At 68.0% G+C, this 24,638-nt stretch carries 18 protein-coding genes and 3 pseudogenes; 18 read left to right on the forward strand and 3 right to left on the reverse strand.

All coding sequences use genetic code 11. The features are described 5' to 3' along the window. Positions 1-2 precede the first annotated feature (2 nt). The 7 genes and pseudogenes from EET10_RS03525 (at position 3) to EET10_RS03555 (ending at position 6,484) form a co-directional block, all read left to right on the forward strand. A pseudogene (locus tag EET10_RS03525) lies at positions 3-340 on the forward strand (glutaredoxin family protein). A 50-nt stretch (positions 341-390) separates the two neighbouring features. Beyond that, the gene (locus EET10_RS03530; RefSeq protein ID WP_063466971.1) at positions 391-1,797 is read left to right on the forward strand and encodes a glutamyl-tRNA reductase; all 1,407 of its coding nucleotides are present in this window, start codon (positions 391-393) and stop codon (positions 1,795-1,797) included. A gap of 13 nt (positions 1,798-1,810) precedes the next feature. After that, the gene (gene hemC / locus EET10_RS03535; protein ID WP_036398684.1) at positions 1,811-2,764 is read left to right on the forward strand and encodes a hydroxymethylbilane synthase; all 954 of its coding nucleotides are present in this window, start codon (positions 1,811-1,813) and stop codon (positions 2,762-2,764) included. 16 nt (positions 2,765-2,780) lie between these two features. Beyond that, positions 2,781-4,448 carry a bifunctional uroporphyrinogen-III C-methyltransferase/uroporphyrinogen-III synthase gene (locus tag EET10_RS03540; RefSeq protein WP_099188639.1) on the forward strand — a complete coding sequence of 556 codons (1,668 nt, stop codon included), beginning with the start codon at positions 2,781-2,783 and terminating at the stop codon, positions 4,446-4,448. A 223-nt stretch (positions 4,449-4,671) separates the two neighbouring features. After that, positions 4,672-5,652 carry a porphobilinogen synthase gene (gene hemB, locus EET10_RS03545; RefSeq protein ID WP_036398682.1) on the forward strand — a complete coding sequence of 327 codons (981 nt, stop codon included), beginning with the start codon at positions 4,672-4,674 and terminating at the stop codon, positions 5,650-5,652. Between the two features lie 11 nt (positions 5,653-5,663). Continuing rightward, a complete protein-coding gene (locus EET10_RS03550; RefSeq protein WP_036398680.1) occupies positions 5,664-6,203 on the forward strand; it encodes a hypothetical protein in 540 nt (179 codons plus the stop codon). Further along, a complete protein-coding gene (locus EET10_RS03555; protein WP_036398678.1) occupies positions 6,200-6,484 on the forward strand; it encodes a hypothetical protein in 285 nt (94 codons plus the stop codon). Before EET10_RS03550 ends, EET10_RS03555 begins: the two co-directional genes overlap by 4 nt. On the opposite strand, the gene EET10_RS03560 is transcribed toward EET10_RS03555, so the two are convergent. After that, entirely contained in the window at positions 6,481-6,930 is a 450-nt protein-coding gene (locus EET10_RS03560; RefSeq protein ID WP_036398676.1) for an STAS domain-containing protein, read from the reverse strand. The two genes, EET10_RS03555 and EET10_RS03560, sit on opposite strands and share 4 nt — an antisense overlap. Positions 6,931-7,375: 445 nt before the next feature. On the opposite strand from EET10_RS03560, the gene EET10_RS03565 reads away from it, so the two are divergent. Together EET10_RS03565 and EET10_RS03570 are read left to right on the forward strand one after the other, a co-directional pair. After that, positions 7,376-8,593 (forward strand): acyltransferase family protein, encoded by a 1,218-nt coding sequence (locus EET10_RS03565; protein WP_423793614.1) that lies wholly within the window; start codon positions 7,376-7,378, stop codon positions 8,591-8,593. 77 nt (positions 8,594-8,670) lie between these two features. After that, positions 8,671-9,345 (forward strand): Rv0518 family GDSL lipase, encoded by a 675-nt coding sequence (locus tag EET10_RS03570; RefSeq protein WP_063466973.1) that lies wholly within the window; start codon positions 8,671-8,673, stop codon positions 9,343-9,345. A gap of 263 nt (positions 9,346-9,608) precedes the next feature. On the opposite strand, the gene EET10_RS03575 is transcribed toward EET10_RS03570, so the two are convergent. Next, entirely contained in the window at positions 9,609-11,786 is a 2,178-nt protein-coding gene (locus EET10_RS03575) for an acyltransferase family protein (RefSeq protein WP_063466974.1), read from the reverse strand. Positions 11,787-11,796: 10 nt separating this feature from the next. After that, positions 11,797-12,708 (reverse strand): alpha/beta hydrolase, encoded by a 912-nt coding sequence (locus EET10_RS03580; protein ID WP_051490216.1) that lies wholly within the window; start codon positions 12,706-12,708, stop codon positions 11,797-11,799. Positions 12,709-12,982: 274 nt separating this feature from the next. Here EET10_RS03580 and EET10_RS03585 point away from each other — a divergent pair, with 274 nt between their 5' ends. From EET10_RS03585 to EET10_RS03630, 9 genes and pseudogenes are all read left to right on the forward strand, one after another. Continuing rightward, positions 12,983-14,125, forward strand: coding sequence for an LLM class flavin-dependent oxidoreductase (locus EET10_RS03585; protein ID WP_036398668.1), 1,143 nt, complete (start codon positions 12,983-12,985; stop codon positions 14,123-14,125). Positions 14,126-14,327: 202 nt separating this feature from the next. Continuing rightward, a complete protein-coding gene (locus tag EET10_RS03590) occupies positions 14,328-15,071 on the forward strand; it encodes a class I SAM-dependent methyltransferase (RefSeq protein ID WP_122502732.1) in 744 nt (247 codons plus the stop codon). 205 nt (positions 15,072-15,276) lie between these two features. Next, positions 15,277-16,156, forward strand: a pseudogene (locus EET10_RS03595) (universal stress protein). Positions 16,157-16,310: 154 nt separating this feature from the next. After that, positions 16,311-19,064, forward strand: a pseudogene (locus EET10_RS03605) (cation-transporting P-type ATPase). A gap of 100 nt (positions 19,065-19,164) precedes the next feature. Then, the gene (locus EET10_RS03610) at positions 19,165-20,514 is read left to right on the forward strand and encodes an amino acid permease (protein ID WP_036398666.1); all 1,350 of its coding nucleotides are present in this window, start codon (positions 19,165-19,167) and stop codon (positions 20,512-20,514) included. A gap of 11 nt (positions 20,515-20,525) precedes the next feature. Beyond that, positions 20,526-21,434: an Rv1678 family membrane protein gene (locus EET10_RS03615; RefSeq protein ID WP_036399548.1), complete on the forward strand. Its 909-nt coding sequence runs from the start codon at positions 20,526-20,528 to the stop codon at positions 21,432-21,434. Then, positions 21,434-22,555, forward strand: coding sequence for an Rv1679 family acyl-CoA dehydrogenase (gene fadE16 / locus EET10_RS03620; RefSeq protein WP_036398663.1), 1,122 nt, complete (start codon positions 21,434-21,436; stop codon positions 22,553-22,555). Before EET10_RS03615 ends, fadE16 begins: the two co-directional genes overlap by 1 nt. An 8-nt stretch (positions 22,556-22,563) precedes the next feature. Beyond that, a complete protein-coding gene (locus EET10_RS03625) occupies positions 22,564-23,388 on the forward strand; it encodes an Rv1680 family SBP-like protein (protein ID WP_036398662.1) in 825 nt (274 codons plus the stop codon). Continuing rightward, on the forward strand, positions 23,382-24,380 hold the full coding sequence (locus EET10_RS03630) for an Rv1681 family radical SAM protein (protein WP_036398661.1): 999 nt from the start codon (positions 23,382-23,384) through the stop codon (positions 24,378-24,380). The genes EET10_RS03625 and EET10_RS03630 overlap by 7 nt, the downstream gene beginning before the upstream one ends. The last annotated feature ends 258 nt before the right edge of the window (positions 24,381-24,638 follow it).

Here is a 24,638-nt window from a genome sequence, read left to right on the forward strand (position 1 = left end):
CCATGACGCCGTCAGCACCGCGATCCGGGCGCCGGCAGGTGGAGCTACTGACCCGCGACGGCTGCGCGATCTGCCTGCGGGTACACGCGCAGCTGGCCGAGCTGTCCCAGGAGCTGAGGTTCGAGTTGGTCAGCACCGACGTCGACGCCGCGGCCGCGGCCGGTAACACCGGCCTGCGGGCCGAGTTCGGCGACCGGCTGCCGGTGATCTTGCTCGATGGCCGCGAACATAGCTACTGGGAAGTAGACGAAGCCCGGCTGCGCGCTGATCTGGCCGGCTGAGAAGGCGCTGGCAGGTCGCTCAATTATTTGGTAGCCCACCTGACGAGCGTCTACCGTAGAAAGCAGTTCACTTCTCAATGCGCAAGGGAGCGGGCCAGGTGGTGCTGCCGTGAGCATCCTGCTCTTCGGGGTTTCGCATCGCAGCGCGCCGGTTTCCGTCTTGGAGCAACTCAGCATCGACGAATCCGAGCAAGTCAAGATCGTCGACAAGGTTTTGCAATCACCGCTGGTCACCGAGGCCATGGTGCTGTCGACGTGCAACCGCGTCGAGGTGTATGCGGTGGTGGAGGCGTTTCACGGCGGCCTGTCGGTGATCGGCCAGGTGCTGTCCGAGCACTCCGGCATGTCGATGGGTGACCTGACCAAACACGCCTACGTCCGCTACAGCGAGGCCGCGGTCGAGCATCTGTTCGCGGTGGCCAGCGGCCTGGATTCGGCCGTGATCGGCGAGCAGCAGGTGCTGGGCCAGGTACGGCGCTCGTATGCCGCCGCCGAGGCCAACCGCACCGTCGGCCGGGTGTTGCACGAACTGGCCCAGCGGGCGTTGTCGGTGGGCAAGCGGGTGCACTCCGAAACCGGAATCGACGCTGCCGGTGCTTCCGTGGTGTCCGTCGCCCTGAGCATTGCCGAACGACACCTGGGCGGGCTGGAGGCCAAGACCGCCGTGGTGGTCGGCGCCGGGGCGATGGGTGCGCTGTCGGCCGCACACCTGACTCGGGCCGGTATCGGGCGGATCCATGTGCTCAACCGCTCGCTGCCGCGGGCGCAGCGGCTTGCGGGCAAGGTCCGCGGAGCAGGTGTGCCGGCCGAGGTGATGAGGCTCGACCGCCTGGCCGAGGCGCTGGCCGATGCCGACGTGGTGGTCAGCTGCACCGGAGCGGTGAGTCCGGTGGTTTTGCTGGCCGACGTGCACCACGCGCTGGCTCATGCCCGCCGAGACGAAGAGACACAGCCGCTGGTCATCTGCGATCTGGGGATGCCCCGCGACGTCGATCCGGCGGTGGCCGGCCTGCCGGGCGTCTGGGTCGTCGACGTCGACCGCGTCCAACACGAGCCGTCGGCCCACGCCACGGCGGCCGACGTCGACGCCGCCCGCCACATCGTCGCCGCCGAAGTCGCCGCCTACCTGGTGGGGCAGCGGATGGCCGAGGTCACCCCGACGGTCACGGCGTTGCGCCAGCGGGCCGCAGACGTGGTCGAGGCCGAGTTGCTGCGCCTGGAGAACCGGCTCCCCGGGCTGGAGCGCGCCGAGCGGGACGAGGTGGCCCGCACCGTGCGGCGGGTGGTGGACAAATTGCTGCACGCGCCCACGGTGCGGATCAAGCAACTGGCCAGCGCTCCCGGCGGCGACAGCTACGCCGAGGCGCTGCGCGAGCTTTTCGAACTCGATCAGACGGCCATAAACTCCGTAGCTGCCGTCGCCACCGCAGCCGAATTGCCGGCGGTGTCCAGCGGATTCGACGCGGGCATGCACCCCGGTGACCTGCCGCACGACCGGAACCCGTTTGGCGAGTAGCTGATTGTCACACGTGATCCGGATAGGTACCCGGGGCAGTCTGCTGGCCACCACCCAGGCCGCGACGGTCAGAGACGCGCTCATCGCCAACGGCCACCCGGCCGAGTTGGTGACCATCAGCACCGCCGGCGACCGGTCGTCAGCGCCGATCGAGACGCTCGGGGTGGGCGCCTTCACGACCGCGTTGCGTGAGGCCATCGAAGACGGTCGCGTCGACGCGGCCGTGCACTCGCACAAGGATTTGCCCACCGCCGAAGATCCGAGGTTCACGATCGCGGCGATACCGCCGCGCAACGATCCCCGCGATGCGGTGGTGGCCCGCGACGGGCTGGTGCTTGGGGAGTTGCCGGCCGGATCGCTGGTCGGCACCTCCTCCCCGCGGCGGGCCGCACAGCTTAGAGCATTGGGTCTCGGTTTGGAAATCCGCCCCCTAAGAGGCAACCTAGATACCAGGTTGAACAGGGTAAGCAGTGGTGATCTTGACGCCATCGTGGTGGCCCGGGCAGGTCTGGCCCGGCTGGGCCGCCTCGATGATGTCACCGAGACGTTGGAGCCCGTGCAGATGTTGCCAGCGCCGGCGCAAGGCGCGCTCGCCGTCGAATGCCGGGCCGCTGACCGCTGGTTGGCGGCAGTGCTGGCGGAGCTGGACGATGCCGACACGCGGGCGGCGGTCACTGCGGAGCGAGCCCTGCTGGCCGAACTGGAGGCCGGTTGCTCGGCACCGGTGGGCGCGATCGCCGAGGTGGTCGAGTCCATCGATGAGGAGGGGCGGGTCTTCGAAGAGCTGTCGTTGCGCGGCTGCGTGGCGGCGCTGGACGGATCCGACGTGATCCGCGCGTCCGGCGTCGGCACCTCCGGTCGGGCACGGGAGCTGGGGCTCTCGGTCGCCGCGGAGCTGTTCGAACTGGGCGCCCGAGAACTGATGTGGGGAGCGCGGCAAGACCCGCGCAAGGAAAAATTTGAGTGACGTGGGAGCGACAATGATGACGCGAGGGCGTAAGCCGACTCCGGGCCGCATCACTTTCGTGGGTTCTGGTCCCGGCGACCCGGGTCTGCTGACCACCCGGGCTGCCGCGGTGTTGGCCAACGCCGCTCTGGTGTTCACCGACCCCGACGTACCCGAGCCGGTGCTGGCGCTGATCGGCAAGGACCTGCCACCGGTATCCGGGCCGGCGCCGGCTGCCCATGCGGGGGAGAACGTCGGCGCGGGTGCGGGAGAGCCCGCCCAGAGCGCCCCGGCGGTGGTCTCGAGCGGCCCCGATATCCGCCCGGCGCTGGGCGAACCCGCCGACGTGGCCAAGACGCTGACCGCCGAGGCACGTTCGGGTGCCGACGTGGTGCGGCTGGTCGCCGGCGACCCATTGTCGGTGGACGCGGTGATCACCGAGGTGAACGCCGTGGCACGCACCCACGTGCACTTCGAGGTCGTGCCCGGGCTGGCCGCCACCAGCGCGGTCCCGACGTATGCCGGGCTGCCGCTGGGCTCCTCGCACACGGTGGCCGACGTGCGCGGCGAACTCGATGACACCGACTGGGACGCGCTGGCCGCCGCCCCCGGACCACTGATCCTGCAGGCGACCGCGTCGCATCTGGCCGACGCCGCACGCACCCTGCTCGACCACGAGCTGGCCGACACGACACCGTGCGTGGTCACCGCGCACGGCACCACCTGCCAGCAGCGCTCCGTCGAAACCACGCTGCAGGGACTGACCGATCCGGCCATCCTGGGCGGCGCCGACCCCGCTGGCCCGTTCGCCGGGCCGCTGGTGGTGACCATCGGCAAGACCGTGAGCAACCGGGGCAAGCTGAACTGGTGGGAGAGCCGGGCGCTGTACGGCTGGACGGTGCTGGTGCCCCGCACCAAGGACCAGGCCGGCGAGATGAGCGAGCGGTTGACGTCCTACGGGGCGCTGCCGGTCGAGGTGCCGACCATTGCCGTCGAACCGCCGCGCAGCCCCGCGCAGATGGAACGCGCCGTCAAGGGCCTGGTCGATGGCCGGTTCCAATGGGTGGTGTTCACCTCGACCAACGCGGTGCGGGCCGTCTGGGAGAAGTTCGGCGAATTCGGTCTGGATGCGCGGGCGTTCTCCGGGGTCAAGATCGCTTGTGTTGGCGAGTCGACCGCCGACCGGGTTCGTGCCTTCGGGATCAGCCCCGAGCTGGTGCCGTCGGGCGAGCAGTCGTCGATGGGTTTGCTCGACGAATTCCCGCCGTATGACAGCATTTTCGACCCGGTTAACCGGGTCCTGCTGCCGCGCGCCGACATCGCCACCGAAACGCTGGCCGAGGGGCTGCGCGAACGCGGCTGGGAAATCGAGGACGTCACCGCCTACCGGACCGTGCGGGCGGCGCCGCCGCCGGCGGCCACCCGGGAAATGATCAAGACGGGCGGTTTCGACGCGGTGTGCTTCACCTCGAGCTCCACGGTGCGCAACCTGGTCGGCATTGCCGGCAAGCCGCACGCACGCACCATCATCGCCTGTATCGGCCCCAAGACCGCCGAGACCGCCGCCGAATTCGGGCTTCGGGTGGATGTCCAGCCGGAGACCGCCGCGGTGGGTCCGCTGGTCGACGCCCTGGCCGAACACGCCGCCCGATTGCGCGCCGAGGGCGCACTGCCGCCGCCGCGCAAGAAGAGCCGCAGGCGCTAGTGCTCGCGGAGATCGCAAGCGCGGCGGGAGCCGGGCGCAGCGGGTCGCCGCGCATGAGCTCCGCGGAGATCGCAAGCGCGGCGGGAGCCGGGCGCAGCGGGTCGCCGCGCATGAGCTCCGCGGAGATCGCAAGCGCGGCGGGAGCCGGGCGCAGCGGGTCGCCGCGCATGAGCTCCGCGGAGATCGCAAGCGCGGCGGGGCCGGGCGCAGCGGGTCGCCGCGCATGAGCTGGCCGCGGCAGCGGCCACGCCGGCTCCGCTCAACCCCCGCGATGCGTCGTTTGGTGGCGCAAACCTCTTTGGAGCCAAGGCATTTGGTACTACCGATGTTCGTCGCCGACGGTATATCGGAATCGCGACCCATCCGTTCGATGCCGGGCGTGGTGCAGCACACCCGTGATTCGCTGCGCACCGCCGCCGCCGACGCGGTCGCCGCCGGAGTGGGCGGGCTGATGCTGTTCGGTGTGCCCCGGGACCGGGACAAGGACGCTGTCGGTTCGGTCGGCACCGACCCGGATGGCATCCTCAACGCCGCGCTTCGGGACCTGGCCAAGGACCTGGGCGACGCGACGGTGTTGATGGCCGACACCTGCCTGGACGAGTTCACCGACCACGGGCACTGCGGTGTCCTCGACGAGCGTGGCCGGGTCGATAACGACGCAACTGTGGCTCGCTACGTGGAATTGGCTGTGGCACAAGCAGACTCGGGTGCCCACGTGGTCGGTCCGAGCGGGATGATGGACGGCCAGGTGGGCGCTATCCGCGACGGCTTGGACGCCGCCGGCCACACCGACGTGGTGATCCTGGCCTACGCCGCGAAGTTCGCCTCGGCGTTCTACGGCCCGTTCCGTGAGGCGGTGAGCTGCAGCCTGTCCGGCGACCGGCGCAGCTACCAGCAGGAGCCGGGCAATGCGCGGGAGGCGCTGCGCGAAATCGACTTGGACCTGCAGGAGGGCGCCGACATCGTGATGGTCAAACCGGCGATGGGGTACCTGGACATCGTGTCTGCGGCGGCCGCCGATTCGCCGGTGCCGGTGGCCGCCTACCAGGTCTCGGGGGAGTACGCGATGATTTGCGCGGCCGCGGCCAACAACTGGATCGACGAACGGGCCGCTGCGCTGGAATCGTTGACCAGTATCCGGCGCGCCGGGGCCGATATCGTGCTCACCTACTGGGCCGCCCACGCGGCGGGTTGGCTTTCGTGACGGAGGCTTCCATGACATCAGCGGGGGACACCAAATCCAAGCCGTTGTTCTACGAACCCGGGGCCAGCTGGTTTTGGCTGTTGGCCGGTCCGATCGCGGCGGTGTCGATGATTTTGATCGAAATGTCCGGCGGCGGCGGGGTTGGGCTGGTGACGCCGGCGATTTTCCTGGTGATGGTGTCGGCGTTCGTGGCGGTGCAAGTGAAGGCGGCGCGGATCCACACCTCCGTGGAGCTCACCGAAGACGCGCTGCGGCAGGGCACTGAGACCATCCTGGTGTCCGAGATCGTGAAGGTGTTTCCCGAGGCGGAGAATTCGGAGGCATCGGGCAAGCCGTTGGCCAAGTGGCAGTCGGCGCGGGCCCTCGGCGAACTGGTCGGGGTGCCGCGGGGCCGGGTGGGCATCGGTCTGAAGCTCACCGGGGGCCGCACCGCCCAAGCCTGGGCGCGCCGGCATCGTCACCTGCGGGCTGCGCTGACTCCACTGGTCACCGAGCGCGTCGAGCCCGTCCAGGTGGACGTCGATGACGACGACACCGGGCCGGCGCGATGACCGGCCGTCACCGGGCGGTGGCCGAGCTGGCCCTGGCCTTGGCCGCGGCAGTGGCCACTGCGGCAAGCTGGCTGCACACCCGCTCAACGGTGGCCGTCGGACCGGTTGCCGACGGGCAACCGGTCACCGTGTCGGTGGTCTATCACCCGCAACTGTTGGTTCTGACGTTGTTGCTGGCAACGGTCGCCGGAATTCTCGCGGTGGTGGGGACGGTCAGGTTGCGGCGCAGCGCCCGGCCAGGTCCGATCAAGGGCCCCGTCGACACCCCGGCCGGCGACTAAGCCGTCTTCTTGATCAGCGGCAGGACCAGCTGACGGCGGTTGACGATGGCGTCGGCCAGGTCGCGAAGCGCCTCGTGGACGGAGCCGGTGAGCGGAAACGGTGCGTTGTCGCGGTCGTCACCGAGCAGTTGGCGGACGGCCGGGCTCGCGACCAGTGACCACTGCACACCGGCGGCATGGCAGTTCTCGTCAAGCGTCTGCAACAGTGAGATGCTGGCCGCGGAGAAATAGCTGACGCCGCTCAGGTCGAGGACGACCGGGTGATCCTCGAGGATGAACCGCCGAAGGTACCGGTTGACCTCATCGATATTGACGGCGTCGATGTCTCCCCGGATCGTTAGCACCGTCGCCAGGTGACGACAGTGCGCCCGGATCTGTGCGCCGGCGCAGTCGTAGGTCCAGTTTCCCCGTCGACCCGTCGGATCAGTGACGTCGGCGATAGTCATGAGCGGCCTCACTCCCCGTGGCAGTCTGTGCCCCACGCTAACCCGCAAACCTAAGGGGACCGAAAGCCGCGTTTAACTCTTTGCTAAGAGCGATTTTCGCGACGCTTGCCAAGCCTTCAGCAACGTCGGTCGCAGCGGGGCGGCGGTTTCCCACGGCAACCTCCCACGATGCGCCGGTGCCGTCGGGACCGTGTCGCTGTTAGGCTGCGATGGCTGCCCATCGCCAGTCGGCGGGCTGGAGAACAGGCCGGTCGCCCGCTCGGCCGAAGCAGCAGGCGCACGCCCGACGACAATGCGCGCCACGTAGCGAGGTGGGGTACCGGCACCGCCCGCCCGTCGGGGAGCTTGCGGGGCGGAGTCGGGCAATCAGATGACGAAACAGCAGAGTCCAGACGGAAAGAGCGTCGTGCGCACCGGAGACATCACCGCAGACATCAGGGGTGAGATCCGCGGGGAGATCAAGTCGCTGACCGGACTTCGCATCATCGCCGCGGTGTGGGTCGTGCTGTTTCACTTCCGGCCCATGCTGGGCGATGCATCGCCGGATTTCCGTGATGCGCTCGCGCCGGTGCTCAACTGCGGTGCACAGGGCGTCGACCTGTTCTTCATTCTCAGTGGCTTTGTGCTGACCTGGAACTACCTCGACCGCATGGGCAGGTCCTGGTCGACCCGGGCCACCCTGCACTTTCTGTGGCTGCGGCTGGCCCGGGTGTGGCCGGTCTACCTGGTCACCTTGCACCTGGCGGCACTCTTGGTGATCTTGAGCCTGCACGTGGGGCATGTGCCGCTACCGGAAGTGAGAGATCTCACCGCTATCAGCTACGTGCGGCAGATCCTGTTGGTGCAGTTGTGGTTTCAGCCTTTCTTCGACGGGTCCAGTTGGGACGGTCCGGCCTGGTCGATCAGCGCCGAATGGCTGGCCTACCTGTTGTTCGGTGTACTCATCCTGGTGATCCTGCGGATGGAGCGCGGTACGCGCGCCCGCAGCCTGATGCTGTTGGCTTTCGCCGCGTCGTTGCCGCCGGTGCTGCTGTTGCTGGCCAGCGGTCAGTTCTACACGCCGTGGAGTTGGCTGCCGCGCATCGTCACACAGTTCATCGCGGGCGCGCTGGCCTGCGCCGCGGTGCGCCGGTTGCGGTTGTCCGATCGTGCTCGCCGCGTGGCCGGCTACCTTTCCCTGCTGCTGATCGCGGTCATGGTGGTCGTCATGTACTGGTTGGACGCGCATCCCATCAGCGGAGTCGTGGACAGCGGCGGCGTGGTGGACGTGTTGTTCGTTCCGTTGGTGATCACGCTGGCGGTCGGCCTGGGCAGCCTGCCGAGACTGCTGTCGACGCGGCTGATGGTTTACGGCGGGCAAATCTCATTTTGCCTGTACATGGTGCACGAGCTGGTGCACACCGGGTGGGGCTGGGCCGTTCTTCAATTCGATCTGACGCCGCAGGACAACCCGTGGAAATGGAACATCATCGGCCTGCTCACGATCGCCGTCGGTGCCTCGATCTTGCTGTATCACTTCGTCGAGGAGCCCGCGCGCCGCTGGATGCGCAAGATGGTAGATGTAAGAGGAGTGCACCGGAAAAGCGAATCCGCTGAGTCGACGAGCGCCACGCTTCATCCGATCGACGGTGCGCGGGAAGCGGTTTCGGCGCGCGCGGGGTGACGGTTGCAGCGCGTCGACGGCGAGTTCGCCTGTTCTCCTCGTACGATGACGACGCCGTATCCCAGCGGAGGTTGGTAATGAGCCGGGTGGCCATGTTCATCATTGGTCTGACTCTGATGACCGGCGCAACCCCGGCAACCCCCGGCTACCGCCCGCTGACCATGGATTTCCGGCTCACCCACCTCGCGGTCATCGGTGACTCCTATACCGCCGGCACCGACGAGGGCGGCCTGGGTGCCAAGTCATGGACGGCACGTGCCTGGCAGATGCTGGCACAAGGCGGTGAGCGGGTTGCACCCGAGGTGGCAGCCGAGGGCCGGGCCGGCTACGGGGTACCGGGCGACCACGGCCGCATCTTCGAGGATCTGACCGCCCGGGCCGTCAAGCCCGACGACGTGCTGGTGGTGTTCTTCGGTTCCCGCAACGACGAGGGCGTCGATCCCGAACTCCTGCCCGAAAAGGCCCGCGGGACTTTCGAGTTGGCGCGCCGCCACGCACCGGCCGCGAGGTTGCTGGTGATCGGGCCACCGTGGCCGACCGCCGACGTCCCCGACTGGATGCTGCAGATTCGCGACGTGCTCAACGCCGCGGCTCACGCCGCGGGAGCAGCATTCGTCGATCCGATCGGCGACAGCTGGTTCGTGGACAGGCCCGAGTTGATCGGCGCTGACGGCGTGCACCCCAACGACGCCGGGCATCAATATCTGGCGGACAAGATCGCACCGCTCATTCGCGCGCAGTTGCTTCGATGAACGGGCCGATTGTCGTCCAAACCGTCAGCCGCCCAACGTCTCAAGTGTCGCCATTCAGTCTTCTGCGTGCCTTTCGTAGTCCCAACGCTCAAGGCGCGCTTGCAATTGCACGAGACCGAGCCCGGCGACTGGCGTGAGCGCCGTCACAAATATCAGCATCAACGGACTCATCTCGAAACCTCCAAGACTCTTTCAGTGATAACACGTCCTGCGTGGTTATGTGGTTCATTCGCAAAGAAATTCATCCGTGTCATCACCCAACTTCACCGATCGCCCAGGGCGCGATCGGCCAGCGCACCGATAACCGGTGTCAGCAGCTGCGAGTACTCGGTCGTCACGTGGTTGTCGTCGCGGAACACCAGCGTGTTGCCCACGATCACCGGGCATCGCTCGGTGCTGCAGAACAGATCGGTCAGATCCGCATAGTGGCCGCCGGCGGCTGCGGTGGCCGCCTGCTCGGCGCCGATGCCGTCGCCGTTGACGGCCACCGACCGAAGGGGCGCGCAGCCGCGTGCGTCGTCCAAGTGGGCGGAAAGGCACGTCGGCACCGAAGACTGCGGATCGGCCACCGGGCCCAGCACCAGCACCGCCGAACCGTTGCTGCGCAGCTGGGCCACAGTCCGGAACAGCGCATCGATCCAGGCCGGGTCGTAGGACGCGAAGCTGAAGTCGGCGTGGTAGCGGCGGCTCATGCCCAGCACCACCAGGCGCGGCCGCTCGGCCCGCAGCCGGTCGAGTATCTCGGCGCGCCACTGTTCGCACTCGGTGTACCTGCGGCCCAGGTACGGGCTGACGATCGGCAGGTCCAGCAGCGGGCAGGTGACTTTGGCCAACGTCTCCAGCCGCCAGTGCCGCTGCTCGGCGGCCTGCTGCAGCGCCGGGTCCCACATGGCGGCATGCGAGTCGCCGACCAGCGCGATGGTCGTCGCCGACGAGGTGTCGGCCGAAGCGCACTCGCGCTGACCGACGTCACGCCAGGACCGCAGGCAGCCGTTGGCGAAGACCGGGGCCTTGTCGCCGGGCGCCACAGCCAGCGGCGGGTTCAGATTCGCCGGCACCGCCTGCAGGTCCGCGGCGGCTGCGACGGCGTCGCGCACCTGGGCGAAGAGGCTTCGGATTGCCGCCTCCTGCGGGCTCGGGGCGTTCGCGCCCGCGGCCGCCGACGGTAGCGCGGCGATCTTGGCCTCGGGCGCGGCCGCTCCGCGGCCGGCCGGCACCGGTACCGCGGTCAGCAGGACCGCGGACGCGCACGCAGCGACGCCGCTGGCCGCACCGGCCAGCGCCAGGCTCGCCTTGGCGGATCGGCGGAACGCCGCGGCGAACCGGCCGGGATTCTCGACCAGATGCAGCGTGATCACCGCGAGCCCGGCCGAGACGATGGTGGCCGCCAGCCTGGCCGGCAATCCGGCGGCATTGCCCAGCAGCGGCGGCATTAGCAGCAGCACCGGCCAGTGCCACAGGTACCACGAGTACGACACCCGCCCGATCGCCCGCATGGCCGGGCGGCACAGCACGCGACCCACTCCCATCGCGCCGGTGACGCAACCGCTGCCGATCACCAGCGCGGTGCCCAGCACCGGCAGCAGCGCCGCGGTGCCGGGGTAGGGAGTGCTTCGCCCGAGCTGGGTGCAGGTCAGCAGGATCAGCGCCAGACCGCCCCAGCCGACGACTGCCGCGGGCGCCAGCGGCAGCCGTCGCCAATGACCGATCGAGAGGGCCACCAACCCGCCGACCGCCAGCTCCCAGGCGCGGGTGGGCAGCGAGAAGAACGCCCACGACGGCGATGTGCGGGTCCAGATCGCCGCCGCTGCCAGCGACGCCGCCGCCACCAAACCCAGGGCGACGGCATACGGCATGGAACGCGACCCGGTGCCGCGACCGACACGTCGGACCAGCCACCCGGTACCGATGATCAGCGCCGGCCACACCAGGTAGAACTGTTCCTCGACGCCCAGTGACCAGTAATGCTGGAAGGGCGACGGCGGCTGGTCGGCGGACAGGTAATCGGTGCCTTGCCCGGCGAACCGGTAGTTGCCGACATACAACGCGCTGGCAATGCCGTCGACGAAGACCCGCCGCGCCTGCAGGGGTGGCAGCAGTGCGGCGGCGCCGATCGCGGTGGCCACGCCGACGGTAGCCGCGGCGGGCAGCAGCCGGCGCGCCCGCGCACCGTAGAAGCGGCCCAGCCGGACGGTACGGGTGGTGGTCACCTCGCGCCACAGCAAGCCGGTGATGAGGAAGCCGGAGATGACGAAGAAGACGTCCACACCGATGTACCCGCCGACAACGCCCGGTATGCCTGCGTGGTAGAGCACGACGGCGACCACCGCGACCGCGCGCAAGCCCTCGATGTCGGGGCGGAAACCGATCCCCCGACGGGGTCGCCCCCCGGGAGGCAGCGGGCCCGCGGGGCCTGCTGGGTTTGCTGGGGGGAGTGTCATCGGGCTCGCTTCACGACGCCATCCAGGCCAACTCGCCGGGCAGTTGTCCGCGCCAATAGTCCATGTCATGCCCGCCGACGGAGAAGCTGCCCGCCGGGGCCGTCTTCAGTTGGCTGACGAACTGACGCGTAGCGAAGTAGAACCGATCGCCGATGCCGCAGTCCACCCGCAACGGAATCTGGTTCAGCGCCGGCAGACCCATGACACTGTGGGCCACCCAGTCGTCGTAGCTGTCGAACGCGCCCGGTGCGCTGCCGGTGAACGAGCTGTACAAGGCCGGGCTGATCGCGCAGATTCCGGCCGTCCGCGCCGGGCCCAGCCGAGCACCCAGCAGCAGCGCGCCGTATCCACCCATGGACCATCCCAGGAACCCCACCCGGGTGGTGTCCATCCCCATCGAGGCCAGCAGCGGCAGCAGCTCGTCGAGCACCATCGCGCCGGAGTCGGTGCCGGATGCCCTGCGGTGCCAGTAGGTGTTGCCGCCGTCGACACCGACCACCGCGAACGGCGGCTTGCCCGCCTTGACCAGCTGGGCCAACCCCTCTTCGACGCCGAGGTCGAGCATCATGCCGGCGTTGCCGTCCTTGCCGTGCAGGGCGATGACCGGCCGCAATAACCTGGTCTGGCCCGGCGGCAGGGCGATCACCCAGTTCGTCTGGATACCGCCGCGGGCTGCCGAGATGAATGAGCCGGACAGCTTGGTCGGCAAGCTGCTGCCGGCTGCCGGGGGCTCGAACGGGGCGGGCGCCTGCGGTGGCGCCGCCTGGGGTTTGAGCGGATCCAGCAGGGCGCTCAGAGCCCACACACCAGCGGCTGCTGCGCTGGCTCCGGCGCCCATCCGCAGCACTGCGCGACGGGTCAGGTCAGCCACGGGGCCATAATGCCGCCCCGACAGGGTTTTTCCCGGCGAGCCACGCCGCATCGGTAGCCCAATCGTGACGCTGGGCCGGGGCTGCTGGGATCCCAGGGGTCCTCACGCTGCGAATGCACACTCTTGCACCACCCGTCGGTCGGATTGGGGAGGTTTCGCCCTTGGGCGGCGGGGGTGTGGCCCCGATCATGGAAAGCACGCGGTCGGGCATCGGAGATGACCAGGGCACGTCATGGCAGCTCAAAATCAGGACAGCGACCCGCGCCCGGCCCGGCGTCGGTGGGCACGATCGGCCGTTGACCTTGGTAGCAGAAAGAGGACCCGGATGAGCCTGGCTTTTCATTGGTTTCTGCCGACGTACGGCGATTCTCGCAATCTGGTTGCGGGTGGGCACGGTACCGCGATGCGTGGCGACCGGCCCGCGACGCTGAAGTACCTGCACCAGATCTGTGCGGCCGCCGAAACCAACGGTTTCGAGGCGGTGCTCACCCCCACCGGGTTGTGGTGCGAGGACGCGTGGCTGACGACGGCGATGCTGGTCGAGCGCACCGAGACGCTGAAGTTTCTGGTCGCCCTGCGTCCCGGCCTGACCAGTCCCACCCTGGCCGCCCAGATGGCCGGCACCTTCCAGCGCCAGTCCGGTGGCCGGCTGCTGCTCAACGTCGTCACCGGCGGTGAACCGCACGAGCAGCGCGCCTACGGGGACTTCTTGGACAAACAGTCGCGGTATGCCCGCACCGGGGAATTCCTGCACGTGGTGCGGCAACTGTGGACGTCGAGTGAGCCGGTGACCTTCACCGGCGACCACATCCGTGTGGAAGGCGCGGCGCTGAACAACCGGCCCGACCCGGTTCCCGCGGTGTTTTTCGGCGGATCGTCCGGCTCTGCCGGGCCGGTCGCAGCGAAGTATTCCGACGTCTACCTCACCTGGGGCGAGCCGGTGGGCGCGGTCGGCGACAAACTGGACTGGATTGGCGGGCTGGCGGCCGAGCACGGCCGAACCCTGCAGTACGGCTTACGGATTCACGTCATCAGCCGGGACACCTCCGCGCAGGCCTGGGCGGAGGCCGATCGGCTGCTCGCCGGTGTCGACCCGGCAGATGTCACCAGGATGCAGGCCAACCTGGCGCGCAGCGAGTCGGAGGGACAGCGCCGCATGGTCGAGTTGCGCGGCGGCAACAACGACCGGCTGGTGATCGCGCCCAACCTGTGGGCCGGGGTCGGCCTGGTGCGCGGCGGGGCGGGCACCGCGCTGGTCGGGTCGCACGACGAGGTCGCCGACCGGTTGGCCGAGTATGCGCAGTTGGGCATCACCCACTTCGTCCTGTCGGGATATCCGCACCTGGAAGAGGCCTACTGGTTCGGTGAAGGCGTGCTGCCGCTGCTCGAGCGCAGGGGTCTGTGGGCGCGGCCCAACGATCAGTCGACACCGGCCCCGATGCCGTTGGCGGTTGTCTCGGCGCATTAGCGCCGTATCGCTTTACCCTGCCCGCCAGGTGATTTGGCGGGTTGATCGGTGCGCCACATGGCGCCGTACCGGCGTTCCCTCGCCCATCTTTTTGTAGACGCTTGCGTTCCCTGCGTGCGTCGATTAGGCTGCGGATTTAGTGAACGACACCGTATACAATCTGCGCATGCCGTTCCCTGTCGGAGAAGGAAGCGAGAAGAACATGACAATCGAGACCAACGTTGCCGGATTCGAGCCGTTGTACGGCGACGCGGAACTGGCCGAGGGACTGATCCCGTGGGACATCGGCGGACCGCAGCCCGTCGTCGAGCAGCTGGTCGCCTATGGCGCCATCCGCGGCGAGGTCCTCGACCCGGGCACGGGTCCCGGCTACCATGCGATTCACTATGCGTCGCAAGGGTTTTCGGTGACCGGGATTGACGGGTCGCCCTCGGCCATCGAGCGGGCCAGGCGCAACGCGGAACGCGCCGGCGTCACAGTCGACTTCCAGGTGGCCGATGCCACTCGCCTGGACGGCTTCGAGGGCCGCTTCGACACCGTGGTGGACAGCGCTTTCTATCACGTCTTCCTGGGCGACGAGGCCACCCAGACGCGTTACGCGCAGGCGCTGCACCGGGCCACCAAACCCGGGGCACGGCTCTACATGTTCGAGTTCAGCCCGCACAACGTCAACGGCATCCAATGGGCCGGCATCCCGGCGGACAATTTCGACCGGGTGCTGGGCGCAAGCGGGTGGCGCGTGGATTACCTGGGTGGCACCACCTATCAAGCACGCTTCCTGCCAAAGACTTTCGATGCCATGACCAAAGTGGTTTCGGAAAGTCAGGACGAGATGCTCGAGCGCATGCGACCGCTCATGCAGCAGTTGAACGTCCTGCAGCCGCTGCTGCAGGACCACCGGGTACACATTCCGGTGTGGTCGGTGGTGGCCACCCGCCGGGACTGAGGCCGCCGCCCGCCTGGACTGAGACCGCCGCGGTAGTAGCCAAACCCTCATGAGTCCAACGGTTTTCGCGTCACCGCCGGTCAGGCCGGTACGCCGGCAGCCGGTCCGCGCTCGACGTGTGACGGGTGACCGGACGATTAGCGACCAATGCCTCCCGACGCCGCGGCCGACGTTTGCTTAACGTCTGTGGTGAGGAGGTGCGCGAGTGCCGGTGGATGCGATTGTGGGATACGACGGCTCGCCGGGTGCGAGCGCGGCGATAGCTGCCGGCGCATTGTTGTTTCCCGGGGCGCACGGGTGGACCACCTATCTATGGGTTCCGCCGTTCGCGAGTGACAAGGTTCGTCGGCGGCTGTGCCCCATGGCTCGCGACGCAAACGAGCTGGCTGAAATGGTCGAGCGCGAGGGTGAGTGCGAGGCCCAGCGAATAGTCGGGATGGGCGTGACGCTGGCTCGCGCCGCCGGGTGGCATGCCGAGCGGCTGCTGAGGCGGACCTGGGGTCCGGAGGGGCTGCGAATCGCGCAAGCGGTCGACGACGTGCAGGCGGACCTGGTGGTTGTCGGGGCTCGCGGGTTCGGAGGTACCCAAGCGGTGCTGGGCAGCGTGTCCGACATGGTGCTGCATTACTTGCCCCCGGCCGGTGGTCGTGGTACCGCATCCGATGCTGTCAGCCGAGTACGAAGCGCTCGCCAACGGACCGATCCTCGTCGGCTGGGACGGCTCGAGCGGTGCCGCTACGGCGTTGGCGGCGGCCAAGCGGCTGTGCCCGCGGCGAGATGTGTTGCTGATAGCCGTCGGCGACGGCCCAGCGCCCGGACCGCCGGTCGATCCCTCGGGAGCGGTAGCCGCAGACGTGCTTCGGTTGACCGTCAACCGCGGTCATGGTTTGCGTGCCCGTGCCGTCTCGGAAGCACTGGTGGCGGCCGCCGACGACCACAATGCGGCTCTGGTGGTCGTCGGATCGCGAGGACGCTCCGGTGCTCGGGACGTCGTGCTGGGCAGCGTAGCCGTGGGAACCGTGCACCACTCCCATCGACCGGTGATGGTCGTCCCGGGCGGGTGGGAGGTCGTCTCCGGATCGTGATCGGCCGGCCCGGGCCGGCAGCGGTGCCGCGGCCCCCGCCGGCACTGTGAAACGAACAGGTGGTTGGTCAGTGCGCAAGGGTCGCAAGGGTCGCAAGGGTCGCAAGGGTCGCAAGGGTCGCAAGGGTCGCAAGGGGTAGCGAGGGGTGAGGTGAGTGCCGGAATCCACGGCTCATCACGGTTTGCCGGTGCATGAAGTGGTGCTGCTCGTGGAGACCGATCCGCACCGCGGGCTGTCCGGCGGCGAAGCGGCGGAGCGATTGCAGCGCTTCGGACCCAACACGTTGCCGATGGCTGCGCGGGGCAGCGTGCTGGTGCGCATTCTGCGGCAGTTTCACCATCCGCTCATCTACGTTCTGCTCGCCGCGGGGCTGATTACCGCGGGCCTGCGGGAATACGTCGATTCCGCCGTGATCTTGGGCGTGGTTGTCGTCAACGCCATCGTGGGTTTCATCCCAAGAATCCAAGGCCTAGGCCGCGCTGGAGGGATTGCGGTCCATGGTGCGCACCCAGGCCAAGGTGGTCCGTGGCGGCCACGAGCGCACCGTGCCGTCGGCGGACCTGGTTCCCGGGGACCTCGTGCTGCTGGAGAGCGGCGACAAAGTGCCGGCCGACCTGCGGCTGGTGCGGGCAACCGAACTGCACGTCAACGAATCAGCGCTCACCGGAGAGTCGGTGCCGGTCCATAAGGACGCGGTCGCACTACCGGAGGCCACTCCGGTCGCCGATCGCCGCAATATGGTCTACTCCGGCACCCTGGTGACCGCGGGGCACGCCGCCGGCATCGCCGTCGCGACCGGCGCCGAAACGGAACTGGGTGAAATTCATCGGCTGGTCGGTGCCGCGGAAACCCTGATGACGCCGCTGACCGCGAAGCTGGCCTGGTTCAGCAAGGTCCTGACCATCGCCATCCTGGCCCTGGCGGCGGTCACCTTCGCCGCGGGATTGCTGCGCCGCCAGGATGCCGTCGAAACCTTCACCGCGGCGATCGCCCTCGCGGTCGGGGCCATCCCCGAAGGCCTGCCGGCCGCCGTCACCATCACGCTGGCTATCGGTGTGGCCCGAATGGCCAAGCGCCGCGCGGTGATTCGCCGGCTGCCGGCGGTGGAGACGCTGGGCAGCACCACCGTCATCTGCAGCGACAAGACCGGAACGCTGACCGAGAACCAGATGACCGTCCAGGCGATCTGGACTCCCGACGGCATGGTCGAGGTGACCGGAACGGGCTATGCGCCCGACGGTGTCCTGCAGGATCGCGACGGCGCCCCTGTGTCGGTGGATGCCCATGCGGCACTGCGCTGGTCACTGATCGCCGGTGCGCGCTGCAACGACGCGGCACTGAGCCACGACGATGGGCACTGGAGTGTTATCGGTGACCCGACCGAGGGCGCGATGCTGGTCGTCGCGGCCAAGGCTGGGCTCGATGTGGAGCGCGCCGCCGCGGGCATGCCGCGGGTGGCGGCCATCCCGTTCAGCTCCGAGCGCCAGTACATGGCCACCCTGCATCGTGACGGCGCTGACCACGTGGTGCTGGCCAAGGGCGCGGTGGAGCGGATGCTCGAGTTGAGCAGCACGCAGCTGGGTGCCGACGGCGCGTTGCGTCCGCTGGACCGCGCGACGGTGTTGCGGGCCGCCGACCTACTCAGCGCCCGGGGTCTACGGGTACTGGCCACTGCCGTCCGCGCCGGAAGCGAGCCCGGCGAATTCGACGACGATGCGCTGCCGGGCACGTTGGCGTTCACCGGGCTGCAGGCAATGCTTGATCCTCCTCGGGCCGCCGCGTCATCCGCTGTCGCGGCCTGTCACACCGCCGGTATCGCGGTCAAGATGATCACCGGTGACCACGCCGGTACCGCTACAGCGATCGCGGCCAAGGTCGGATTGCTCGACGACGAGGAACCGACCGCGGGCGCGGTGCTCACCGGTGCTGAGTTGGCCGCCCTGAGTAGCGACGAGTATCCCGACGCGGTGGATCGGGCCACGCTATTCGCCCGGGTATCGCCGGAGCAGAAGCTGCGGCTCGTGCAGGCGTTGCAGGCCAGGGGTCACGTGGTCGCCATGACCGGTGACGGCGTCAACGACGCACCGGCCTTGCGGCAGGCCAACATCGGCGTCGCGATGGGACTCGGTGGCACCGAGGTCGCCAAGGACGCCGCCGACATGGTGTTGACCGACGACGACTTCGCCACCATCGAGGCCGCGGTCGAAGAGGGCCGCGGGGTCTTCGACAATCTGACGAAGTTCATCACCTGGACGCTGCCCACCAACATCGGTGAGGGACTGGTGATCCTGGTTGCGATCGCAGTCGGCGCCGCCCTGCCGATACTGCCGACCCAGATTCTGTGGATCACCATGACCACCGCGATCGCGCTCGGCCTCATGCTCGCCTTCGAGCCCAAGGAAGCCGGCATCATGACTCGTCCGCCGCGCGATCCCGACCAGCCGCTGCTGACCCGGGGCCTGGTGGCGCGGATTCTGCTGGTCGCCACCATGCTGGTCGCCACTGCCTGGTGGTTGTTCGAATGGGAAATCGGCAAGGGCGTCAGCGTCGAAGCGGCCCGGACCGCGGCGCTGAACCTCTTTGTGGTGGTTGAGGCGTTTTACCTGTTCAGCTGCCGGTCGCTGACCCACTCGGCCTTCCGATCGGCATCTTCTCCAACCGCTGGATCATCGTGGGCGTGACCGTGCAGGCCATCGCTCAACTTGCCATCACCCATCTACCCGCGATGAACGCGGTGTTCGGTACCGCACCGATCGGGGCGCGCGCCTGGATGCGGATCTTCGCCGTCGCCACGGTCGTCACCCTCGTCGTGGCCGCCGACAAGCTGCTGCGCAGGAGCCGTGGCGCGCACCGCACAGGAGAACACGATCGCTCACGAGGCGCCGCGCCAACTGGCGGCGATCGCTGACAACTACTGCTAGCGTCCGGTAATGCGGCGGACGCAGAACCGAGCGCATCGCGTGGCTCGCACGAACACCGAGGGTGGGCCGGCCCGCCCGCCTTCGGGTATGACTTCTCAACTGCGCCAAGGGCTGTCACAGCGTCAGCTCAACATGATCGCCATCGGTGGGGTGATCGGCGCCGGCTTATTCGTCGGCTCCGGCGTGGTGATCCAGGCGACCGGGCCCGCGGCCTTCCTGACCTACGCGATGTGCGGGGTGCTGATCGTGCTGGTGATGCGGATGCTCGGGGAGATGGCTACCGCGAACCCGTCCACCGGTTCCTTTGCGGATTACGCGGCCAAGGCCCTGGGGGGCTGGGCCGGGTTTTCGGTGGGCTGGCTGTATTGGTACTTCTGGGTGATCGTCGTCGGTTTTGAGGCCGTGGCCGGCGGCAAGGTGCTGGCCTACTGGTTTCCTGCGCCGCTGTGGCTGTTGTCGTTATGTCTGATGGTGCTGATGACCGCGACCAACTTGTTCTCGGTGTCGTCGTTTGGTGAGTTCGAATTCTGGTTCGCCGGAATCAAAGTCGCGACCATCATGATCTTTCTCGGTGTCGGCACGGCTTTCGTGCTTGGGTTCTTGCCGGGCCATGATCTAGATTTCGCCAATCTCAGCGCGCATGGCGGGTTTTTCCCGAAGGGTGTCGGGGCGGTCTTCGCCGCCATCGTGGTGGTGATCTTTTCCATGGTCGGCGCCGAGGTGGTCACCATCGCCGCGGCCGAAAGTCGAGACCCGCAGCGCGCGATACACCGAGCCACCAACTCGGTGGTGGCGCGGATCGCGATCTTCTTCGTCGGCTCGGTATTTCTGGTGGTCGTGATCTTGCCTTGGGACTCAGTGGAACTCGGCGCCTCGCCGTACGTCGCGGCCCTCAAGCACATGGGTCTTGCCGGCGCGGACCAGATCATGAACGCGGTGGTGCTCACCGCGGTGCTCTCCTGTCTCAACTCCGGCCTGTATACCGCGTCGCGGATGCTGTTCGTGCTTGCCGACCGGCGCGAGGCGCCGGCACTTCTGGTCAGGGTCGGCCGGCGCGGGGTACCGCACGTCGCCATCCTGTCCTCGTCGGCGGTGGGGTTCGGTTGCGTCGTCATGGCGTGGCTCGCGCCCGGCACGGTGTTCCTCTTCCTGCTCAACTCCTCAGGTGCGGTGATCTTGTTCGTCTACCTGCTCATCGCGCTGTCGCAAATTATGCTGCGCCGCCGCACACCCGCCGAGAAGCTGAGGGTGAAAATGTGGTTCTTCCCGGCGCTGTCGATCCTCACGGTCGCCGGAATCGTCGCCGTACTGGTGCAAATGGCGTTCGAACGCACCGCGCGCACCCAGCTGTGGCTCAGCCTGCTGTCCTGGTTGGTGGTGGTCGCGGTCTACTTCGTCGCCAAGAAGACGACGCGCAGACTCTTGCGCCGCGTGTGATACTGCAACGCATGAGGACGGCCGGCGTTCGTCGCGGAACGAAATTGTTGCTTTCTCCCGCCGCGGCGCCGGAGACCGGTGGTCTGATAGCTCTGGCCGGTCTGCGGCTGCTGGCCGGCTTGATCTGGCTCTACAACGTGGTCTGGAAACTGCCACCTGATTTCGGGCAGCGCAGCAACAGCGGGTTGTACCACTTCACCCATCTGGCGATCGAACATCCGGTGTTCAAACCATTCAGCTGGGCCGTCGAGCACCTGGTGCTGCCGTACTTCACCGCCTTCGGTTGGGCGGTGCTGGTCGCCGAGTCCGCGTTGGCGGTGCTCCTGCTGACCGGTACGGCGGTGCGGCTGGCTGCCCTGATCGGCATCGGGCAGTCACTGGCGATAGGCCTTTCCGTCGCCGAGTCCCCCGGGGAATGGCCGTGGGCGTATGCGATGCTGCTCGGCATCCACGTCGTCTTGTTATTCGTGGCGTCGACCCGGTACGCCGCCGTCGACGCCGTGCGCGCGGCGAGCACCCCATCGGCAGTCCGGTCGGCCGCGCAGCGGTTGCTGGCTGGTTGGGCAACCGTGCTGTTGCTGATCGGGCTGATCGCCGTGTGGCGCGGTCTTGCCGGTAGTTGGCCCGCCTACGTCGGCATCCGGCCGCTGGAATTCTCACTTGGCCAATACAATCTGCGCGGCGCCGTGGTGCTGATCGCGGTCGCAGTGGCGATGCTGGCAGCGGCTAAGGTCGGCCAGCGCGTGATCGCGATCGCGGCCGCCGCGGTAGCAGCGCTGGCCGCGGCCTCCATCTATGTCCAAGTAGCCGGGACTTCGGTATGGCTCGGTGGAACCAACACCACCGCAGTAGTTTTCGTCTGCGCGGCGGTGGTGAGTCTGGCAGCGGGGCCAAGAATCGGATGGACGAAAGGGGCGTGATGACCGCATCGGGGGTTGTTCCGCAAGTCGTTGCCGTCGCTGCAGAACACGCCGAGCGAGTGGACGCCGACTGTTCGTTTCCGGTGGAGTCGGTGGATGCCCTGCGGGCCAACGGCCTCCTTGGTCTGGTGCTACCGGCCGATGTCGGTGGAATGGCTGCTAGCCCAAGGGAATTCACGCAGGTAGTGGCGCAACTATCGGCCGCCTGCGGATCGACAGCCATGATCTATCTGATGCATGTGGCCGCGGCCGTCGCGGTCGCCGCAGCGCCCCCGCCGGGCCTGCCGGATCTGTTGGCGGACATGGCTTCTGGCAAGAAACTAGGCACGTTGGCGTTCAGCGAAAAGGGCTCTCGTTCGCACTTCTGGGCGCCGGTGTCCACCTCGACGGCCGACGGGGACGCCGTCGTCGTGCAGGCCGACAAGAGCTGGGTGACGTCGGCGGGGTTCGCCGACGTCTACGTCGTCTCCACCGGTTCGGTCAGTGGCGTCGCCGGAGACGTTGATCTCTACGCGGTTCCGGCGGATACGCCCGGCCTGCGGGTGACCGGCACCTTCACCGGGATGGGTCTGCGCGGCAATGCCTCGGCGCCGATGTCGGTCGACATTCGCGTGCCCGCCTCCAATCGCCTGGGCCCGCCGGGCGGCGGATTCGGCATGATGATGGAAACCGTCCTGCCGTGGTTCAACCTCGGAAATGCGGCCGTGTCACTGGGTTTGGCGACCGCCGCCACCAGCGCCGCGGTCAAGCACGTCACCAGCGCCCGGCTGGAACACCTCGGCGGGAGCCTGGCCGAGTTGCCGACGATCCGCGCCCAGATCGCTCGGATGGGCACCGGGCTGGCGGCGCAGGAGGCATATCTGGCGCAGGTCGCCGACCGGGTGAGTTCGCCCGACGACACCACACTGACACATGTGCTGGGAGTCAAAGCGTCGGTCAACGACGCCGCGCTGACCATCACCGAGTCGGCGATGCGGGTGTGTGGCGGTGCGGCGTTCTCCAAGCATCTGCCCATCGAACGGGCTTTCCGCGACGCTCGCGCCGGGGCGGTGATGGCACCGACCGCCGACGCACTGTACGACTTCTACGGCCGGGCCGTCACCGGGCTGCCGCTGTTCTAGGGAGGGATATGTCAGCCGAACCGCTGGTTGTCGGGGCTGTGGCATACACGCCCAATGTGGTCCCGATCTGGGAGGGCATCCGAAGCTACTTTCGGGACTCCCAAAACCCGGATACCGACATGGATTTCGTGCTCTACTCTCACTACGGGCGGTTGGTCGACTCGCTGATTGCTGGTCACATCGACATCGCCTGGAACACCAACCTCGCTTATGTGCGAACCGTGCTGCAGACGGGCGGGCACTGCACGGCCCTGGCCCAGCGGGACACCGACGTGGACTACACCACCGTCTTCGTGGCGCGCGCCGGCGGTGGACTGCACGGCGCGGGCGATATTGCCGGAAAACGTCTTGCGCTCGGGTCCGCCGACTCCGCGCACGCAGCGATCCTGCCGCTGTATTACCTGCGGCGCGCCGGCATCGCCGAGACGGCCTTGCACGTCATCCGATTCAACACCGACATCGGCAAACACGGCGACACCGGCCGCAGCGAACTGGACGCGGTGGACGCCGTGCTGGCCGGGGAGGCCGATGTGGCGGCCATCGGGAGCTCGACGTGGGCGGCTATGGGTGCCGCAGAGCTGATGGGGGAGTCGCTGGCCGAAGTCTGGCGCACCGACGGCTACTGCCACTGCATGTTCACCGCGTTGGACACCTTGGCCGCCGAGCGGTACCAGCCGTGGCTGGACCGGTTGCTGGCGATGAACTGGGAGAACCCCGAGCACCGAAAGATATTGGAACTCGAGGGGTTACGACGCTGGGTGCCGCCGCATCTGGATGGATACAAGCCGTTGTTCGAGGCCGTCGAGGAGCAGGGTATCGACCCGCGATGGTAATCCTGGACTTGATGCGCCAGGTGGGTGGTCTTGCACAGGGCGCCACCGTCGAGGTTGCCGTCAGCAGTCCCGGCGACCGAGAGCTTGCCGAAAAGTGGTGCGCCCGAACCGGAAACACTCTGGTGCGTGCGGACCTGGACGAGGCGGGAGCCGGTACCGTGATAGTGCGGCGCGGTCATCCGCCCGATCCCGCCGAGGTGCTGGGCGCCGATCGGCTGCCCGGGGTCCGGCTGTGGCTCTATACCAATTTTCATTGCAATCTGTCTTGCGACTACTGCTGTGTCTCCTCGTCGCCGCAGGCTGCGCACCGCGAACTCGGGGCCGAACGAATCGGCCGCATTGTCGGTGAAGCCGCGCGCTGGGGGGTACGGGAGTTGTTCCTCACCGGCGGTGAGCCGTTCCTGCTGCCCGACATCGCCACGATCATCTCGACCTGTGTCGAGACGCTGCCCACCACCGTCCTGACTAACGGGATGGTGTTCAAAGGCCGGGCGCGCCGGGCGCTGGAATCCTTGCCCAGAGATGGGCTCGCCCTGCAGATCAGCCTGGACTCGGCGACGCCGGAGCTGCACGACTTGCATCGCGGCGCCGGGACGTGGGAAAAGGCGGTCGCCGGAATCCGTTTCGCGTTGTCGCTGGGCTTCCGGGTACGCGTGGCCGCGACGGTCGCCGCCCCCGGGCCCGGCGAACTGGCCGCATTTCACGAGTTCCTCGACGCACTCGGCATCGCTGGCGAGGATCAGCTGGTGCGACCGATCGCCTTGGAAGGCGTTGCGTCCAAGGGGTTGTCGCTGCGCCGCGAATCGCTGGTTCCGGAGGTGACCGTCACCGCCGACGGCGTGTACTGGCATCCGGTAGCCGCCACCGACGAGCGGGCCCTGGTGTCGCGGACCATCGAACCGCTGACCCCGGCGCTGGACGCGGTAAGCCGGCTGTTCACCGAGCAGTGGGCGCGGGCCGCCGAGGCGGCCGCGCTGTTCCCGTGCGCGTAGTGCGCGACGCTCAGCCGACCGACTAATCGCGGCTGCTCATCGAAGGCGCCTCGATCTCGGAGTCCCACCCCGCGGCAATCACATCGTTCTCGTGGGCGCTGACTGATTCGGTACCCAATTTGCCTGCCTTGCAGCGACAACCGAAGGGGGCAATGGACTTGTCGCTGAAAGACGGGCACCACCCCCCTTACCCGTGGAGACACGTGTGGTTGAAGTGACAGTGGTAGTCGCATCCGACGGTGATGGTGCCGAATTCGG

The sequence above is a fragment of the Mycobacterium pseudokansasii genome (assembly GCF_900566075.1).
Classification (GTDB): domain Bacteria; phylum Actinomycetota; class Actinomycetes; order Mycobacteriales; family Mycobacteriaceae; genus Mycobacterium; species Mycobacterium pseudokansasii.